This is a genomic window from Sphingopyxis terrae subsp. terrae NBRC 15098 (genome assembly GCF_001610975.1).
In the GTDB taxonomy this organism is placed as follows: domain Bacteria; phylum Pseudomonadota; class Alphaproteobacteria; order Sphingomonadales; family Sphingomonadaceae; genus Sphingopyxis; species Sphingopyxis terrae_A.
Genome location: NZ_CP013342.1, coordinates 2,463,108 through 2,481,852, shown reverse-complemented (window position 1 = coordinate 2,481,852; position 18,745 = coordinate 2,463,108). Strand labels below are relative to the sequence as shown.

The 18,745-nt window shown below is 63.4% G+C and carries 15 protein-coding genes; 11 read left to right on the top strand and 4 right to left on the bottom strand.

Going from position 1 to position 18,745, the window contains the following annotated elements:
- Positions 1-139 precede the first annotated feature (139 nt).
- On the top strand, positions 140-1,129 hold the full coding sequence (gene cobS, locus AOA14_RS11890; RefSeq protein ID WP_003049013.1) for a cobaltochelatase subunit CobS: 990 nt from the start codon (positions 140-142) through the stop codon (positions 1,127-1,129).
- Positions 1,130-1,160: 31 nt separating this feature from the next.
- On the opposite strand, the gene AOA14_RS11885 is transcribed toward cobS, so the two are convergent.
- Positions 1,161-2,237, bottom strand: coding sequence for a DUF5694 domain-containing protein (locus AOA14_RS11885; protein ID WP_082820059.1), 1,077 nt, complete (start codon positions 2,235-2,237; stop codon positions 1,161-1,163).
- 154 nt (positions 2,238-2,391) lie between these two features.
- Here AOA14_RS11885 and AOA14_RS11880 point away from each other — a divergent pair, with 154 nt between their 5' ends.
- Entirely contained in the window at positions 2,392-3,585 is a 1,194-nt protein-coding gene (locus tag AOA14_RS11880) for an alpha/beta hydrolase (protein WP_062901968.1), read from the top strand.
- A gap of 47 nt (positions 3,586-3,632) precedes the next feature.
- Entirely contained in the window at positions 3,633-5,456 is a 1,824-nt protein-coding gene (gene cobT / locus AOA14_RS11875) for a cobaltochelatase subunit CobT (protein WP_062901967.1), read from the top strand.
- A gap of 474 nt (positions 5,457-5,930) precedes the next feature.
- Here cobT and AOA14_RS11870 read toward each other — a convergent pair whose 3' ends face one another.
- Entirely contained in the window at positions 5,931-6,785 is an 855-nt protein-coding gene (locus AOA14_RS11870; RefSeq protein ID WP_238929647.1) for a hypothetical protein, read from the bottom strand.
- Positions 6,786-7,038: 253 nt separating this feature from the next.
- Between AOA14_RS11870 and AOA14_RS11865 the strand changes: the two genes are divergently transcribed.
- The 4 genes from AOA14_RS11865 to AOA14_RS11850 all read left to right on the top strand — a co-directional run bounded on the left by AOA14_RS11865 (position 7,039) and on the right by AOA14_RS11850 (position 12,300).
- A complete protein-coding gene (locus AOA14_RS11865) occupies positions 7,039-8,685 on the top strand; it encodes an acetolactate synthase large subunit (protein WP_202988252.1) in 1,647 nt (548 codons plus the stop codon).
- A 98-nt stretch (positions 8,686-8,783) separates the two neighbouring features.
- Positions 8,784-10,217: an aldehyde dehydrogenase family protein gene (locus tag AOA14_RS11860; RefSeq protein ID WP_062901964.1), complete on the top strand. Its 1,434-nt coding sequence runs from the start codon at positions 8,784-8,786 to the stop codon at positions 10,215-10,217.
- A 144-nt stretch (positions 10,218-10,361) separates the two neighbouring features.
- On the top strand, positions 10,362-11,243 hold the full coding sequence (locus AOA14_RS11855; protein WP_062901963.1) for a UDP-2,3-diacylglucosamine diphosphatase: 882 nt from the start codon (positions 10,362-10,364) through the stop codon (positions 11,241-11,243).
- Between the two features lie 7 nt (positions 11,244-11,250).
- Complete coding sequence (locus tag AOA14_RS11850; RefSeq protein ID WP_062901962.1) at positions 11,251-12,300, top strand: glycosyltransferase family 4 protein; 1,050 nt, start codon at positions 11,251-11,253, stop codon at positions 12,298-12,300.
- A gap of 14 nt (positions 12,301-12,314) precedes the next feature.
- On the opposite strand, the gene AOA14_RS11845 is transcribed toward AOA14_RS11850, so the two are convergent.
- Entirely contained in the window at positions 12,315-14,741 is a 2,427-nt protein-coding gene (locus tag AOA14_RS11845; protein ID WP_238929646.1) for a TonB-dependent receptor plug domain-containing protein, read from the bottom strand.
- Between the two features lie 243 nt (positions 14,742-14,984).
- On the opposite strand from AOA14_RS11845, the gene guaA reads away from it, so the two are divergent.
- The 4 genes from guaA (at position 14,985) to AOA14_RS11825 (ending at position 18,096) form a co-directional block, all read left to right on the top strand.
- Complete coding sequence (guaA, locus tag AOA14_RS11840; RefSeq protein ID WP_062901960.1) at positions 14,985-16,571, top strand: glutamine-hydrolyzing GMP synthase; 1,587 nt, start codon at positions 14,985-14,987, stop codon at positions 16,569-16,571.
- A 628-nt stretch (positions 16,572-17,199) separates the two neighbouring features.
- On the top strand, positions 17,200-17,406 hold the full coding sequence (locus AOA14_RS11835; RefSeq protein ID WP_062901959.1) for a cold-shock protein: 207 nt from the start codon (positions 17,200-17,202) through the stop codon (positions 17,404-17,406).
- A 97-nt stretch (positions 17,407-17,503) separates the two neighbouring features.
- Positions 17,504-17,815: a hypothetical protein gene (locus AOA14_RS11830; RefSeq protein ID WP_062901958.1), complete on the top strand. Its 312-nt coding sequence runs from the start codon at positions 17,504-17,506 to the stop codon at positions 17,813-17,815.
- Positions 17,816-17,895: 80 nt separating this feature from the next.
- The gene (locus AOA14_RS11825) at positions 17,896-18,096 is read left to right on the top strand and encodes a hypothetical protein (protein ID WP_186401750.1); all 201 of its coding nucleotides are present in this window, start codon (positions 17,896-17,898) and stop codon (positions 18,094-18,096) included.
- Positions 18,097-18,260: 164 nt separating this feature from the next.
- On the opposite strand, the gene AOA14_RS11820 is transcribed toward AOA14_RS11825, so the two are convergent.
- Entirely contained in the window at positions 18,261-18,728 is a 468-nt protein-coding gene (locus tag AOA14_RS11820; RefSeq protein ID WP_202988251.1) for an alpha/beta hydrolase-fold protein, read from the bottom strand.
- Positions 18,729-18,745 lie beyond the last annotated feature (17 nt).

Sequence of the window (18,745 nt, the reverse complement as noted above, 5' to 3'; positions counted from 1 at the left end):
CGGCGGTACCCCGCCGACTCCTCTTCCCCGTCACCCTGAACTTGGTTCAGGGTCCATTCAGCGCTCCATTTCAGACGGTGCGCCGAATGGATGCTGAAACAAGTTCAGCATGACGAGCATGAAACTGATGGACGCGATCATGACCGATATTCCGAACAGCCTTCCCGACCATCATGGTTCGACGCTGCTGGCAGCGCCCGATACCGAGGTCGATGCGCGCGAGCTGTTCGGGGTCGACATCGACATGAAGGTGCCGGCGTTCAGCGAATCCGACGAGCGGGTTCCCGACCTCGACCCCTCCTATGTCTTCGACGGCGACACCACGCTCGCGATCCTCGCGGGCTTCAAATATAACCGCCGCGTCATGGTGCAGGGCTATCACGGCACCGGCAAATCGACGCATATCGAACAGGTGGCGGCGCGGCTGAAATGGCCGTGCATCCGTATCAACCTCGACGCGCATATCAGCCGCCTCGACCTTGTCGGGCGCGATGCGATCGTGCTGCGCGACGGCAAGCAGGTGACCGAATTCCGCGAAGGCCTGCTCCCTTGGGCGTTGCAGACGCCGACCGCGCTCGTCTTCGACGAATATGACGCGGGGCGGCCCGACGTAATGTTCGTGATCCAGCGCGTGCTGGAAGCCGAAGGCAAGCTGACGCTGCTCGATCAGAACCGCGTCATCCGCCCGAACCCGCACTTCCGCCTGTTCGCCACCGCGAACACCGTCGGGCTGGGCGACACGAGCGGGCTCTATCACGGCACGCAGCAGATCAACCAGGGCCAGATGGACCGCTGGAACATCGTTGTGACGCTGAACTATCTGCCCGCGGCGACCGAGAGCGAGATCATCCTGAAGAAGGTGCCGGGTACCGACGATGCCACCGTCGCCAATATGGTGAAGGTTGCGGATCTGACGCGTCAGGGCTTCGTCAACGGCGATATCTCGACTGTCATGTCGCCGCGCACCGTCATCAGCTGGGCCCAGAATGCGGCGATCTTCCACAGCCTGGGCTTCGCCTTCCGTCTGTCGTTCCTCAACAAGTGCGACGAGGCCGAACGGATGATCGTCGCCGAATATTATCAGCGCGTGTTCGGCGAAGACCTGCCCGAAGGCGTCGTCGGCAAATAAGGCGAGAGAGCGCGCGCCTTTCCCCTCCCGTTCAGCGCAGCACCGCCTCGGCATCGACGAGCCGGATGTCGTGCATCATGTGCAGATAGGCTTCGAAATAGCCCTTGTGCGACGCGCCGACGATGACGAGCGCACGCGCACCGGGCTGCGCCGCCATCGCGGCGCGGATATTGGCGACCATGCGCAGGTTCCGCGTTTCCCACCAGCCGGTGTAGTAGCGGCCGTAATGCTGCGGCGACGGCTCGGCGAGCGCGGCACCGAAATCGCTGTCGAACGCCATCCGCGTCGCCTCCGGGCTGTTGTAGGCGCGATAGAGGGCGAGCACGCCGTCACCGTCGAGCCGCTTTCTGAGGTCGGCGTCGATAGCGCTGCGCTTCGCGGTCACCGGATTGTCCCAAGCGCGCTGGATCGCTTCGCCATAACCCGCTTCACCCGAGACGCGATTGGTCGCCGCATCGGCGCTGTGATCGTCGACCGAATAGACACGCTCGAGCCCCAGCCGCGCGGCGAGCGCCGCGCCGATCAGGAAATTTTCGTTGCGACGCGTCGTCAGCATCGTCAGCCGTTCGGCCAGCACCGCATCGAGCCCGTCGCCCGCGCGCCGTTCGGTCGCGGGCAAGCGCAGCCATTGGACCAGCGCCGATGCCTGCTCGCCGCCGGCCAGCAAAACCGCGGCGAGATGCCGGCGCTGCGCCGCGGTGGGCTCGGCGGGCCAGTCGGCGAGGAGCCGCTCCGCCTCGACCGTCGCTGCCGGAACGTCGAGCCCCGTCGCCGCGCGCGCAGGTTCGGGGCTCCAGCAATAATCGTCATACACGCCGGGATAGATCGGCTTGTAGCGCAGCAGCATCTCGCAATCGGGGCCCGAGAGCCCTTCGATGGTGACGATCTGCGGCTGCCACGCGGCGAGCCTGGCCAGCAGCGGGTCGAGGGCTTTGGCATCGAAATCCTTGGGAAAGCCAGACAGGTGCGGAGATCCGAGCACGAGCGCCTGCCCCGGCTCGCCCGCGACAGTCTGCTTGAGCCGGCTCGGGTCGAAGCTCGGCTCATAGGCGGGAGCCGCGGGCGCGGCGGTTGCAGCGAGCATCAGCGCGGCAAGTGCGAACATGATTTTCCTTCCCTGTCGCTGCACGGCCAACCGCGCGCAGCGGAGCCACTATAACAACGTGTATTAATTCATCAATACAGCCTGAAGCCGCAGTTCGCGCTTCCAAAGCCCGCTGCGCTCTGCCAGCGTCGCCGCCATGATCCGGCGATTCCCGCGCATGCCCCGCCTCCCCAAGCGCCTGTTCGCTTTCGCTCTCGCCTTCCCGCTTGCAGGATGCGCGACCGCGGTCGATTATGGCAAGGTTCCGCATTCGGCCTATGTCGCCGACGCACGCTGCACCGCGCAGGCCGGGGCGGAGGTCGATACCGCGGCGTTGCCGCTCTTCTTCGTCACGAGCCGCCTTCCCGATTGCCGGACGCCCGACATCCGGCTGACCAACCATCGCGGCGACCGCATCCGCTATGGCCGCTTCGCCGCGCCGCACGACAGAAAGGTCGACGGCAAGACGCGCTTTCTGACCCCGCTTGCGTTTCAGGAGGCGGGCGACTGGTGGGCGGGTCTGCAGGCCGAAACCGATCGCCGCCAAGGCCGCGTCCTCCTTTATGTCCATGGTTATCGCGAGACGTTCGAAACGACGTCGAAGGATGCGGCGCAGATCGCGCGGATGACGGGATTCGACGGGCCGATCGTCGAATATAGCTGGCCGTCGCAGGGCAAGCTGCTGAGCTATGCCGTCGACGAAACCAACATGTATCATGACGTGCGCAATTTCCGCCTGTTCCTGAAGGCGCTGGCCGAGCGTCCGTGGGTAAAGGAAATCGTCGTCGTTTCGCACTCGCTCGGCGCGCGGTTGGTGATACCCGCAATCGCCTATGTCGACCGGACGGCGCCGAGCGCGGACAGCAGCAACATTTCCAACATCATCCTCGCCTCGCCCGATTTCGACCGCGAGACGTTCGAGCGCGACATTGCGAACGACGTACTCGCCACCGCGCGGGTCGCGCGCGACCGACGCATCACCGCCTATGTGTCGCGCAGCGACAAGGCGCTGGCCGCATCGCGCGCGCTGCACGGCTATCCGCGGCTCGGCTCTCCCTATTGCTTCGATCCGTTCGAGGCGGCCGATCTGCGCGCAAAGGGCCTGCCCGAACGCTGCTACGCCGCCGCCATTCCGGGCCTGACGATCGTCGACACCACCGACATTTCGCGCGGATCGACGGGGCACAGCGATTTCCTGCGCAGCGCGCTCGCCTGTATGGATTTTGTCGACATGATCCGCGACAAGCGCAGCCGGCCCGAACGCACGCCCACGCATCTCGCCCATGTCTTTCGCCTCGCCCCCGATCCACAGGTGCCGAGCCGGCTCGACGAGACGATTTGCAACCGTCTCCCCGATGGCGACACGGATTAGAGCCGATGCTCTTCCTTCGTCGGTGAAAGCCCGTTAGAGCCGATTCGATGTCCGGCCAGTCTCCCCTCGACGATTTCAAGACCGCGCTGTCGAGTGTAGCGCGCGCCGTGACGCGCGATGCCGAGGTCGAGGTGGGTTTCACCGCTGACGCGCCGGTACAGATCGGCAAGCAGATCAAGGTGCCGACCCCGTCGCGCACCCTTCCGCCCGATCAGGTGGCCGAGGCGCGCGGCTTTGCCGACAGCTATGCGCTGCGCATGAAGCATCATAGCGACACGGTGCATGCCGCAGCGCGACCGGTCGAACCGCTCGCCGCCGCGGCCTTCGATGCGATGGAGCGCGCGCGGGTCGAGGCGCTGGGCGCCCGCAGCATGGCGGGTATGCGCGCCAATCTGCGCGCCAGCCTGGCCATGCGGATGCGCAGCGACCCGATCAGCCGCGCGCAGGATCGCGGCGAAGTCCCGATATCGAGCGCGCTCGAACTGATGCTGCGCGAGGCGCTGACCGGCGAACAGGCGCCGCAGGGCACCGAAACCGGGCTGTCGCTGGTGCGCGAGTGGATCAGCCAGGACGCCGGCGCCGACCTGACCGCGCTCGCGATGTTGATCGACGATCAAGCCGCCTTTGCCGAAACCGCGCGGCTGGCGCTGCGCCACCTCGACCTGATGCAGGCCGACGACCCGCTGGAGGAAGGCGCCGAGGACGGCGGCGAGGACGATCAGACCGAAGCCGAAGAGAGCCAGGAAGAACAGGAAAGCGAGGACGGCGGCACCGGCGAGAGTCAGGTCGACGCGCGCGCCGAAATGTCGGGCGATCAGGCCGACGATGGCGAAAGCGATCCCGACGCGCAGGAAATGGAAGCCGACGGCGAGCCGGAGATGGGCGGCGAAGGCGACGAGGGCATGTTGCCCGTGCGGCCCAACCGCCTGCCCACCGACGTTCCCGATTTCAACTATGTCCGCTTCACCGAGAAGCATGACGAGATCGTCGCCGCCACCGAATTGTGCGACGAAGAGGAATTGACGCGGCTGCGCGCCTATCTCGACCAGCAGATGACGCATCTGCAGGGCGCGGTGACGAAGCTCGCCAACCGGTTGCAGCGCCGCCTGATGGCGCAGCAGAACCGCGCCTGGGATTTCGATCAGGAGGAAGGCCAGCTCGACGCCTCGCGTCTTGCCCGCATCGTCGTGTCGCCGGGCCATTCGCTGTCCTACAAGATCGAGCGCGATACCGATTTTCGCGATACCGTCGTCACGCTGCTCCTCGACAATAGCGGGTCGATGCGCGGGCGGCCGATCAGCATTGCGGCGATCAGCGCCGATATTCTGGCCCGCACGCTCGAACGCTGCGGCGTGAAGACCGAGATTCTGGGCTTCACGACGCGGACGTGGAAGGGCGGGCAGAGCCGCGAGGACTGGCTCGCCGCGGGACGCCCACCGCACCCCGGCCGCCTCAACGACCTGCGGCACATTATCTACAAGCCCGCCGACGAACCCTATCGCCGCGCGCGCAAGTCGCTCGGCCTGATGATGCGCGAGGGGTTGCTGAAAGAGAATATCGACGGCGAAGCGCTGATGTGGGCGCACGCCCGCATCGTCAATCGGCCCGAAGAACGCCGCATTCTGATGGTGATCAGCGACGGCGCGCCGGTCGACGACAGCACGCTGTCGGTCAATCATGGCGCCTATCTCGACCAGCATCTGCGCCAGGTGATCGATTGGATCGAAAAGAAATCGCCGGTCGAGCTGTGCGCGATCGGCATCGGCCACGACGTAACGCGCTATTACAGCCGCGCGGTCACGATCATGGATGCCGAGCAATTGGGCGGCACGATGGTCGAACAATTGGCGGGGTTGTTCGACATAGAATGAGCGTAGCGGAGGGGGGGCGCTAGCCTGAGCAGTCCGGAGAGCTCGCTCGCCCCGCTGCCCACCGCTTGAACGATACGTCTATTGCCTCAAGCATAACGGTTGGATCATCGCGCAAATCTCGCCCTTTGATTTTGGCTTCGCCTTCCCACGACTTTTCGCACAACGACCCCGATGCGGAACTCCATTCTACCTGGATTCTAAGTTGGGATTTTGGCGCCTTCCCAATGCCCATGTACGCCGTGCACACGCTTGCCTCGATACTGACAATGCTAGGGAGGGCGTCATCCGTGCCAACACGCTCAGCCACATTGCGTCGAGACGGAAGCGCGATGTCGCGCGCCTTAAGGGCTCCCGCCGGAACGCAAACCAAGCCTTTTTTACGCCCCCTACCTTGCGTTCACCCTCGATCGCCAAATCTACTGGTAACTGGTCTCCGGTTCCCGCGAGCATCAAAAAAAATAGGGAAAAGCAACATCATTTAACCGTGAAATCAAACACACGAGCTGTCATTGCACCACCGACCGCAGCACCAGGCATCGCTTGGATGAACCCATATTCTCCGGGAGAAAGGTCGACTGTCGGCGTAACTTTATAGACGCCCGGACGAACCAGATCATAATCGAAAGACAGACGATCCTTGTCCATTACCCCCATTTTGCTGCCACCGATATTCATGCTTCCGACCCTTGCCTCACGTCGCCCCTTCTTTGGCATCAGCCCGATCAGAGAAAATTCGTTAGGCGACGCCGCAGCGGCCACCGTGGCGCCCGCCCACGGACTGACATTACTGGCTGTGGCCGGATTGGACTCGTCAAAAAAGAAGTAGAAGATGGGCCGTTTCGAAGGGGTGATGGTCCGCGCGCTTTCGTTAGCGATCGCAACCTTTATGCTCATGGACGCGATGCCCCCGGTAAGCGCATACCCAAAAATGCCACCTGTCTTCGCTTGATTTGAGACCGTGTAGTCGATCCTGTGCATCCGGGGCGCGGCATCACTTTGAAGAATATACAACCCAGCAGGGTGAGGTATCATCGGATCAGGCGAGTCGAGCGACAGTGACGAAGGTGGCGGCGCCTTCGCGGCATTCCGTTCAATCATCGCCGCGATTACCGATCCGGTAATGCCCTTGCCACTAAGTTGGATCAACGCATCGGTGGATGTATCAAATTCCGCATCCTCATTCGCGATCTTTGCGATGATCGCCTCGTCGCTGATGCCGGCATTGTGGAGCAATACGATGGTGTCGTTCGACAGCGTCTCCGCTTGGGCGGGATAGGGGGCAAGAATGACCAACCCAGTAACCGCAAGATAATTTGCAAAACGCCCCACAATATCCCCCTTAAAAACTTACAGGCGCCGATTGCCACGAAGGGATGTGACCAACAAGAGCAATTCAATCACTTTTGGATGTGCTTGAGCGCTGGTGACAACCCCTTCGCTGCCGGTTACACATTGCCGCCGGCGCCGCAGGGACTCGCAGCCCCACGACGGGACTCGCTACGCCGATTGACGGGCCGATGGTCGCCGGCACGGGCTTGGGCCGCACCGATTTGGGGTGCGCTGCTGAAGGGGGCGAGTGACCGTGAAAAAAGCATCTGACCTGTTCATCGAATGTCTGGAAGAAGAAGGCGTCGAATATATCTTCGGCGTTCCGGGCGAGGAAAATCTCGACTTTCTCGACAGCCTGTCGCGTTCGAAAAAAATCAAGCTGATCCTGACCCGCCATGAGCAGGGGGCGGGCTTCATGGCCGCGACCTATGGCCGTCACACCGGCAAGACCGGCGTGTGCCTTGCGACACTGGGGCCCGGCGCGACCAATTTCGTCACCGCTGCCGCCTATGCCCAGCTTGGCGGCATGCCGATGATGATGATCACCGGGCAGAAGCCGATCAAGAAATCGAAGCAGGGCCGGTTCCAGATCCTCGACGTCGTCGCGATGATGGGGCCGATCACCAAATATACGCACCAGATGGCCTCGTCGGACAATATCCCGAGCCGCGTGCGCGAGGCTTTCCGCCTCGCGGAGGAAGAAAAACCCGGCGCGGTGCATATCGAACTGCCCGAGGATATCGCCGACGAACATACCGAAAGCCTGCCGCTGAAGCGCAGCCATTCCCGCCGCCCCACCGCCGACGTCAAATCGATCCGCGAGGCGGTGAAGGCGCTCGAAAGTGCGAAGGCGCCGGTACTGGTAATCGGCGCGGGCGCGAACCGCACGATGACCAGCCGGATGCTGCTGCAGTTCATCGAAAAGACCGGCATCCCCTTTCTGACCACCCAGCTCGGCAAGGGCGTGATCGACGAGCGGCATCCGAAATTCCTCGGGTGCGCGGCGCTGTCATCCGGAGATTTCGTGCACCGCGCGGTCGAGGCGTCGGACTGCATTGTCAACATCGGTCACGATGTGATTGAAAAGCCGCCCTTCTTCATGCAGCGCGGCGGGCCCACCGTTATCCATGTGTCCACCAAGACCGCCGAGGTCGATCCGGTCTATTTCCCCGGCATCGAGGTCATTGGCGATATTGCCAATGCGATCTGGCAGATGAAGGAGGATATCGTGCCGAACGGCGGATGGTCGTTCGACCATATGCTCGCTTATCGCAAAGCCGAGGTCGAGCATACCGCCCCGCTCGCCGCCGACACGCGCTTCCCGATCTTTCCGCCGCATCTGGTGCAGCAGGTCCGCGACGCGATGCCCGACGACGGCATCATCTGCCTCGACAATGGCGTCTACAAGATCTGGTTCGCGCGCGGCTACACCGCCTACCGCCCGAACACCGTGCTGCTCGACAATGCGCTCGCGACGATGGGCGCAGGCCTGCCCAGCGCGATGATGTCGGCGATGGTCTACCCCGACCGCAAGGTCATGGCGATCTGCGGCGACGGCGGTTTCATGATGAACAGTCAGGAGATGGAGACCGCGGTCCGCTTGGGGCTCAACCTGACCGTGCTGATCCTCAACGATTCAAGCTATGGCATGATCCGCTGGAAACAGGCGAATATGGGGTTCAAGGATTGGGGCCTGACCTATGGCAACCCCGATTTCGTGAAATATGCCGAAAGCTATGGCGCGCACGGCCACCGCGTCGAAAGCGCGGCGCACCTCAAGGAACTTCTTGCGCATACGCGCGATACTCCCGGTGTGCACCTGATCGATTGCCCGGTAGATTATTCGGAGAATGACCAGATTTTGAACATCGACATCAAGAAGCTGTCGAAGGAACTCTGACGGTCGCGAAACCCGTTCGCCCTGAGCTTGTCGAAGGGCCGTTTTTGTCTTCAAGGAAGGACAGGGCTTCGACAGGCTCAGCCCGAACGGAGTAAGAAATGCAGCTCAAGGACGTCTACCCGCTCTATCTCAACAACAAGGCGGTGCAGCCGAACACCGACCTCAAGGTGATCGACAAATTCACCGGCGAAATCGCTTTCTGTACCGCACTGGCGACCCCCGATGTCATCGATGAAGCCATCGCCGGCGCGGTGCGCGCCGCCGAGCCGATGGCGCGGCTCGCGAGTTACGAGAAGCAGGATGTCCTCAATCATTGTGTCGCGCGCTTCAAGGAACGCTTTGACGAGCTTGCCTATGCGCTGTGCGTGGAAGCGGGAAAGCCGATCGCCGACAGCGAGGGTGAGGTCGGGCGCCTGATCGACACCTTCCGCATCGCCGCCGAAGAGGCGACGCGCAACTATGGCGAGATCCAGCCGCTCGACATATCGGCGCGCGCCAAGGGCTATATGGGGATGTGGAAGCGGGTGCCGATCGGCCCGTGCAGCTTTATCTCGCCGTTCAATTTTCCGCTCAACCTTGCGGCGCACAAGATCGCGCCCGCGATCGCGATGGGCTGCCCCTTCGTGATGAAGCCCGCCTCGATGACGCCGCTGGGCGCGATCATCATGGGCGAAGTTCTGGCGGAATGTGACATATTGCCCGAAGGCGCGTTCAGCATCCTGCCCGCGAGCCGCGACGGCGCCGATCTGTTCACCACCGATGACCGGCTGAAATTGCTGAGCTTCACCGGCTCGCCCGGCGTCGGCTGGGACCTCAAGGCCAAGGCCGGCAAGAAAAAGGTCGTGCTCGAACTCGGCGGCAATGCTGCCGTGATCGTCGACAAGGACGCCGAGCTCGATCATGCGCTCGCGCGGATCATCTTCGGTGGCTATTACCAGTCGGGGCAAAGCTGCATCCATGTGCAGCGCGTCATCATCCACGCCGACATCTACGACCGTTTCCGCGATATGCTTGCTGCCAAGGTGAAGACGCTCAAATCGGGCGATCCCAAAAAGCGCGACACCTTCATCGGCCCGATGATTTCGGCAAAGGAAGCAGAGCGGCTCAAGGGCTGGATCGACGACGCCGTCGCGGCCGGGGCGACGTTGCTCGCCGGTGGCGGCTGCGGGGGCAATATGCTCGAGGCGACACTGCTCGAAAATGTGCCCGAGGGGGCGGACGTGGTGCGCGAGGAAGCCTTCGGCCCGGTGGTCGTCCTGTCGCGCTTCACCGACTGGAACGCCGCACTGGCGGAGGTCAACGACAGCAAATTCGGCTTGCAGGCCGGGATCTTCACCCGCGACATTCACAAGATATTGGAAGCGTGGGACGACCTCGACGTCGGCGGCATCGTCGTCAATGACGTCTCCTCCTACCGCGTCGACAATATGCCCTATGGCGGGGTCAAGGATTCGGGCCTCGGGCGCGAGGGCATCCGTTTCGCGATGGAGGATATGAGCGAAATCCGCAACCTGGTGATCCGGCGCGTCTGATCCTCGATAAACTGCGTCTGGAAACGGCCAATAGTCACCGAACCGCCGCAAAACATTCTTCAAACTGTCGCGGCTTTGATTCGCCGCATGTAACAAAACTCGTGTCTAGGCCGTGGGCAGCCAAGGCTGCCTACGGAGTGAGACATGGCCTCGATCTCGACCCTGCCGATCCCGAACCGCTTTCCCGATCCCTTCACCACCGAACCGCATGTGCCCGAGCGGGTTATCGGCGAACGGCGCAATTACCGCACCGTGTGGGTCAGCGACATCCACCTCGGCACGCGCGGCTGCAACGCCGGGCTGCTGATCGACTTTTTCGACCATGTCGATTGCGAGACGCTTTATCTCGTCGGCGACATCATCGACGGCTGGCGGCTGAAGAAGCGGCACTTCTGGCCGCCCGAGCATAATGACGTCGTCTGGCGCGTGCTGAAGCGCGCGAAGCGCGGCACGCGCGTCGTCTATGTCCCCGGCAATCACGACGAGATGGTCAAGCCGTTCGACGGCTTCGATTTCGGCGGCGTCGAAATCCGGCGGGAGGCGGTTCACGAGACCGCCGATGGCCGAAAGCTGCTGATCGTCCACGGCGACGAATTCGACGCGGTAATGCTCGCGCACCGCTGGCTCGCCTTTGTCGGCGACGCGGCCTACACCGCGCTGATGAAGTGCAATGTGGTCGTCAACGCGGTCCGCAGCCGCCTCGGCCTGCCCTATTGGTCGCTGTCGATGGTCGCCAAGCACAAGGTCAAGAACGCCGTCCAGTTCATCGGTCACTATGAAGAGGTGGTCGCCCATGCGGCGCGCTCGCGCGGGGTCGACGGGGTAGTGTGCGGCCATATCCACAGCGCCGAAATGCGCGCGATCGACGGCGTCGATTATTACAACGACGGCGACTGGGTCGAAGGTTGCACCGCGCTGGTAGAACATCATGACGGCCGGATGGAAATCCTGCACTGGGCCGAAGAATTCGCCGCACGCGAATCGCCGGCACCGCTCGGCCTACCCGCTGCCGCCAAGGCCGCGTGAGCGCCGCATGCGGATATTGATCGTCACCGACGCCTGGGAGCCACAGGTAAACGGTGTCGTGCGCACGCTGCAGGCGACGATCGCCGAGTTGCGCGCGCTGGGGCATGTCGTCGGGGTGATCTCGCCCGATCTGTTCCGGTCAATCCCCTGCCCGACCTATGGCGAGATCCGCCTGGCCTTTGCGGGCAAGCGCGCCGTCGCACGGCGCATACGCGCCTTCGCTCCCGAGGCGATTCATATCTCGACCGAGGGACCGCTCGGCCTTGCGGCGCGGCGCTGGTGCATCGATACCGGCTTTCCCTTCACCACCGCCTATCACACGCGCTTTCCGGAATATGTCGCGGCGCGCATCCCGGTGTCGCCGCAGTTCGTGTGGCGCTTTATCCGCTGGTTCCATCGCCCCGCGCAGCACATCATGGTCGCAACGCGCTCGCTGAAACGCGAGCTTGCGGAGCAGGGTCTTGGGCAGACGATGATGTGGGAACGCGGCGTCGATCACGCCCTCTTTCATCCCGATCGCACGCCCCATCCCGATTTCGCGGGCCTCGCCCGCCCGATCCAGCTCTATGTCGGCCGCGTCGCGGTGGAAAAAAACATCGAAGCCTTCCTCGAAGCCCGACATCCGGGAACGAAGGTGATCGTAGGGGACGGTCCGGCGCTCGATGATCTGCGCGCCCGCTTTCCGGATGTCCGCTTCCTCGGCAAGCTCGGCGGCGAGCGTCTTGCCGGCGCCTATGCCGGGGCCGACGTCTTCGTCTTCCCCAGCCGTACCGACACCTTCGGCCTTGTCGTCATCGAAGCGCTGTCGTGCGGCACGCCGGTCGCGGCCTATCCCGTTGCCGGCCCGGCCGACATCGTCACCGACGATGCTGGCGCTCTCGATACCAATCTCGATCATGCGATCGCGCTGGCACTGACACGCGATCCGGCCCGCGCCGCGGCCTTGGGCCAACGCTACAGCTGGCCGAACTGCACCCGGCAGTTTCTGCGCGCACTGACCTTCGTGCCCGCCGAATCCGCATCGGCGCCGGCCACGGTTTCGGCCCGCCTGGTTTAGAGTGAGTCAGGACTCTAGAAGGCCTTGCGCCACTCCAGCTCGATATAGCGGCCGAGCGGGTCAATATAGCCCGGCGCGTAGGTGAGCGGCACGACGCCGCTGGCGTCGGTGACCTTGCGCTGCGCATCGAACAGATTATCGATCGACAGGCGCAGGCGCGATCCCTTCAGGATCGGCAGCGCCTTGGTCAGTTCGGGCTTCTGATTGAAATCGACGAAGAAGCGCAGGTTGAAGGTCGCAAGATCGTGGAAGGCCAGGTCGCCGTTGGCGCCGCCGACGACGCGGCTGCCGCTGTCATATTTGGCGCTGACCCGGGCACCGACGCCCTTGTAAAAGACGCCGCCGTCGAGTTCGACCAGATTGCGGTTGCTGCCGCCACCATTGCCGATCGCCGATCCGTTCAGCAGATCGAGTTCAGGGACGCCGGGCCGTATCAGCACGCGGTCGGTCAGCTTGATCGTGTGATAGAGCGACAATTGCCAGCGCCCGCCCTGCGGTCCGCCGAACATGCCGCCAGGACCGCCGCGCCCCCCGCGTCCCCCGCGAAAGCCGCCGCCGGGGCCACGCGGACGCGCAGGCGCTGCGGCGGGCGCATCGCCCGATCCAGCAGGCTTTGCCGCCTGCCCGTCGGGCGGCGGCGGGGCGTCACCCTGCGCCGGCTGCGGACGCCGCTCGGCGCCGCCAGCCGGACGACCGCCACCGAAGCGGCCCGCGCCCGGGCCCGCTTGCGACTGGCCGAAACTGCGGCCGAAATTGATCCCCCAGCGGATTTGCGAATTGGTTGCGCGGTCGAAATTCACCGGACGCTGGTCGAGCGCGACGAGCACGCCGCCGACGCGCGTTGCGCGATCCGGGAAAGCCGCCTCGATCTCTGGCGTCAGCAGCGGGAAGCCGTTGCTGGTGTCGTCGCTGCGGTTGCTGTTGTAGTTGATCGAAAGGCTCAGCCCCTCGACCATCGGCGGCGACCAGTTGAGCCCGAGCTTCACATCGCGGCGCTGTTCGGCGAGGAGGAAAGGATTGCCGCCGGTCGTCGTCTGGATCTGCACCGTCTGGCCGGTGCGGAAGTCGTAGTAAGTCACATTGTCGGTAACCAGCGGCGCCGCGCCAAGCTGTGTCACCGAAGGCGCCGCCTCGTCGCGATTGAAGCTTGCGAGCAACGACAGATTGTCGGTCAGCCCCCAATTAAGCGTCGCGCCCCAGCTTTTTAGCGCGGCGAAATCGCTGGGGTTTTCGACCTGGCCGTTCAGCGTCAGCGAAATGCGACCGATCTTGCCGACATCATAGTCGGGATCGAGGATCGGCACGGTCAGCGATCCGAAAACGCTCGGCGTGTCGCGCGCGAGGTCGCTCGTCGTGATGACGCCGCTGCGGTCGGCGCGGCTATCATAACGCAGGCCGGTATAAGCGCCGGTGATCGATGCGCGGATCGGGCCGGCCCATCCCTCGATCACGCTGCCCGAGATATTGGCATTGCCGCCGAAGCTCTGCTGGCTGCTGTCGAAACGGTCACGCCCGCCACTCAGACGTTCGGTAAAGATGCGCTGATCGCTGTCGGCATAATTGCCCGTAACCGACCAGCGCCACGCGCCGAGCATGCCGTTGGCGCTTGCCGAACCCGTCCAGTTCTGCGTCCGGCTGTCGCGGCGCAGCGGATCGCTGACACCGCCCGCGCCGGGGCCGAGAAGGCTGAGGCTGTCGGTCTGGTCGAACCGCAGGCTTGCCGACAGGTCGGTGACCTTGTCGAGATTGCGGACGATCGTGCCGTCGATGATATAGGTGTCGCTGGCGGGCAACAGGCTGCGCCCCGTGTCGCCAAGGTCGCGCTCGCGTTCGAGCAGCATCGTCTGATGCTCCCACCCCCCGTTGAGGTTGAAGCGGCCATTCTGTCCGATCGCGACGACCGCGGGTTCCAGCTCGCTCTTGAACTGCCCGCCCTGCGTCGGCAGGCCTGCCTCGCCCTCCACCGACACCTGTTTGAAATCGGGCTTGAGCACGAAATTCACCACGCGGTCGGTTGCGGCATAGCCATATTGCAGCGCGACTTCCTCGGGGAAAATCTCGACCTTGGCGATCGCTTCGGGCGGAAGGTTGCGCACCGCGCCGAAGCCGCCGATCCGGCGCCCGTTGACCAGGATCACCGGCCGCCCGCTACCGCGCCCGCGTCCCGACCGCGTGATCGGTTCGAGCGCCGTCAGCAGTTCCTCGATCGACGAGGCGCCGTAACTGGCGATCGCGGCTTCATCGAGTTCGGCCTCGGCCGCGATATCGGTATCGAGTTGCCCCGCGATCCGCGGCGCGGTCACGACGATCTCGTCGGCATAGTCGATATCGTCGTCGGTCGGGGTGCCCGAGCTCGAAGCGACGGGGACGGTCGCCTGATCCTGCGCCATCGCGGCCGGGACAGCCACAATCGCGGCGCCGGTCAGCAACAGGGCGCGCATGGGAAGGAGCGGTCGAACATACATGGTGGGGAGAACCTTTATCTTGTCTTTTGATCATCATGCCGGACCCGATTGAACCGACGATGAAGCGAGTTTCGGTCTTGCCGGGCAGCTATTCGCCAATTGTCGCAACACTATGGCATCGCGAGGGCGCTTCCACCAACGCCCGTCCCGGACCGACGAAGCGCCCGAGCGCTCGGCTTGACCCTAGACAGTCGGCCCCGGCATCCGTATCGGCCAGCCATGCCGACTCCAGCCTCTTCCGCCGCCCCCGAATCGATCCTGATCGTCGATTTCGGCAGCCAGGTCACCCAGCTCATCGCCCGCCGTGTCCGCGAGGCCGGCGTCTACAGCGAGATCGTTCCGTTCAACGCCGCCGAGGCCGCGCTCGAACGGATGAAGCCCAAGGGCGTGATCCTCTCGGGCTCACCGGCATCGGTCCCTGCGGCGGGCAGCCCGCGCGCCCCGCAATCGGTATTTGAAAGCGGCCTTCCCATCCTCGGTATCTGCTACGGCCAGCAGGTGATGAGTCAGCAGCTCGGCGGGCAGGTCGAACCGGGCGGCGCCGATGGCGAGCGCGACGGCGAATTCGGCCGCGCCTTCCTGACCGTCACCGAACCCTGCGTGCTCTTCGACGGGCTGTGGGAAGTCGGTGAACGGCATCAGGTGTGGATGAGCCACGGCGACCGCGTCACGCGCTTCGCCGCTGGCTTTCGCATCGTCGCGGTGAGCGATGGCGCTCCCTTCGCGCTGATCGCGGACGACGAACGGCGCTATTACGGCACCCAATTCCACCCCGAGGTCGTCCATACACCCGACGGCGCCAAGCTGATCGCCAATTTCGTGCGCCACGTCTGCGGGTGCAGCGGCGACTGGACGATGGCGGAATTCCGTGCGACGAAAATCGCCGAGATCCGGGCGCAGGTCGGTGACCAGCGCGTGCTGTGCGGGCTGTCGGGCGGCGTCGACAGCGCGGTCGCGGCGGTGCTGATCCACGAAGCCATCGGCGAGCAGGTCACCTGCGTCTTCGTCGACCATGGCCTGCTGCGCATGAACGAGCGCGAGCAGGTCGAACAACTGTTCCGCGACCATTACAACATCCCGCTCGTCGTCGTCGATGCGGAGGAACGCTTCATGGCGGGCCTCGCAGGGGTCACCGACCCCGAAAAGAAGCGCAAGTTCATCGGCGCCGAATTCATCAACGTCTTCGAGGAGGAAGCGAAGAAGATCGGCGGCGCCGACTTCCTCGCGCAAGGCACGCTCTATCCCGACGTCATTGAGAGCGTGAGCTTCACCGGCGGGCCAAGCGTTACGATCAAGAGCCACCACAATGTCGGCGGCCTTCCCGAGCGGATGAACATGAAGCTCGTCGAACCGCTGCGCGAACTGTTCAAGGACGAGGTCCGCCTGCTCGGCAAGGAACTCGGCCTCCCCGACATCTTCGTCGGCCGCCACCCCTTCCCCGGCCCCGGCCTCGCAATCCGCATCCCCGGTGAGGTGTCGAAGGAGCGCTGCGACATCCTCCGCAAGGCCGATGCCGTCTATCTGGAAGAGATCCGCAATGCCGGCCTCTACGATGCGATCTGGCAGGCTTTTGCGGTGCTGCTGCCTGTCAAGACCGTCGGCGTGATGGGTGACGGGCGCACCTATGACCATGTCTGCGCGCTGCGCGCCGTGACCTCGACCGACGGCATGACCGCCGACATCTACCCCTTCGACGCAAGCTTCCTCAGCCGCTGCGCGACGCGGATCATCAACGAGGTGCAGGGTATCAACCGCGTGGTGTACGATTATACCTCGAAGCCGCCGGGCACGATCGAGTGGGAATGATTCCGGGCACGAAAATACGCCGACTCTAGACGACATCAGCGCGCAGCAGACGATTGTCAAACTACCGCCGCGCACGGCAGCCGACGAAAAAGCGCGTGCCCAGCGACTTTAGCGCATGACGTCGGACGTTTCGAAAAGCGCCGTTTCAGCAACCGGACGGGGAAAGGGTGCGAAATCACCTCGCCCACCATGTTTAAGCGCCGACAGGATGAGGCCCGACCGCGCCGCCCATTTCGAGCCGCAATGCGGTGATCGATCCAGGGCGGCTCGCCCTCATCCATTCGCCGATAAGCCGCGAATACTGGCGTGCGCTCATGTGCGTCGAATGATCTATCCGGATTTTAAATAACGCGAACAAACATACCAATAAAATGATTTATCAAACCCAACCCGACAAGCCTCTTCCGCTATTTCGAAATTAAGATAATTACGGATACTATGAGAGTCCATGTCGAAATATATTGAAAATCCTTGACTTTTCAAAAATGATACCCCATGTACCAGTTGCTAACGTCGCCTGCGACGGAATTTTGATGCCCCAATCGGGGCGATTCTTCCCTTCTCACGCTTCCAGCTCTGTCGGCGCTTGTGCCGGCGGACACTCTGTTTTCGTGAAAGGAAACATCCAATGCCGATCGGCACAGTCAAATTCTTCAACAGCGATAAGGGCTACGGCTTCATCTCGAGCGAGGACGGCTCGGGCGACAGCTTCGTCCATGTGACCGCGGTCGAGCGCGCCGGAATGGCGACGCTGGGCAAGGACCAGCGGGTCTCGTACGCGCTGGAAACCGGTCGCGACGGCAAGATCTCCGGGGTCAATCTAGAAGCGGCCTGATCCGGACCTTCCGCAATGGCATGGAAGAAGGTCTCATCTTCGAGGGCTCGATCGCGATAATTCTGCCCGACCGGCGGTTTCCGCGTCACCCTGGAAAATGGCCATCGGCCGACCGCCCATACCGCTGGACGGATGCGATGCTTTCGCATCCCTCCAGCGATCGGCGACGTCCGCGCGGTCGATTGAACGAGAGGAAAACGCCGTGGCAGCAAGCAGCGACAATTATCGCGAGCAGGCCGAGCGATGCGAGGCCGAAGCGGCCGCAGCGGACCTGACGCTGGTTCGAGAGCGCAACCTTCGTTCGGCTGCCACCTGGCACGCGCTGGCCAACCGCCAGTTCAAATCCGAACAGGCCCGTGCCGTCAAAGAGCAGCTCGCAGATGCGGTCCGCGCCCAATGCCTCGAATAATGTCGCGCGATGCAAAAAATCGAGGCGCGATGTTCGCGCCTGATTACTGACGAACCCGAACCCGGATAATTTCAATGGATATGAACCAGCTCTTCTACCATCACCAACTTGCCGTGATCGCTGCCGACCGAGCACACCACAAAGGCGAAGCACCGGCCCACTTCGATCTGCCGAACCATTATGCGCAGCGGATCAATATGTTTCGCGAAAAACGCGGGCTCCAACCTGATTTTGTCGGCTATAGCAGCGCGCATGCACAGCAGCAGGTCACAGCGATTTAGACAGGATCGGCTGCGATAACGCTCGACATCACCTAGCATTGGCCTATGCCCCCATGACAAAGGCTTCCCTGCGACCAGGGAAGCCAATGGGGCTTCCTTTGGTCACGACCGCAGAGGATGAAAGGGCCTCGCATACAGATGCGAGGCTCTTTTGCGGTGGGGTTCTATTGACCCGCGAGGCCGCCGATGAAGCTGTGCTCGCGCCCCTTCGAGACATGGGCGCTTCTGCGCACGAACGGCAGGACGTCCGAAAGAACGAAACTCTCCCATCGCTCCGACCCGTCCCGGAAATCCATATAGAGCGAGCGACGCCCGGTCGGCGTGGCAATGACGAGCGGCGGCAGCCGACCCCCCGCAATCTCGCCGTCGAAAACGCCCTTGAAGAAGGCGAGATCCTTCTCGCTACCGTTTCCGCCGTGGAGCAGCAGCAGCAGCAGCGGATAGGGGTCGGTTCGATCGGCGTCATAGCCCGGCGGCAGGTAGATGGCGACACGCGCCTCGCCCGGGACGAGCGACGATGCGCGCGAATGATAGGTGATAGTGCCTGCCGCCGGTGCAGGAGCCGATAGCGTAGCCAGCGAGGTGGCCGCCCCTGCGGCGGTAAGGCCCGCGAACTCCCTGCGATTCAGCATCCGTACCTCCTGTCGGC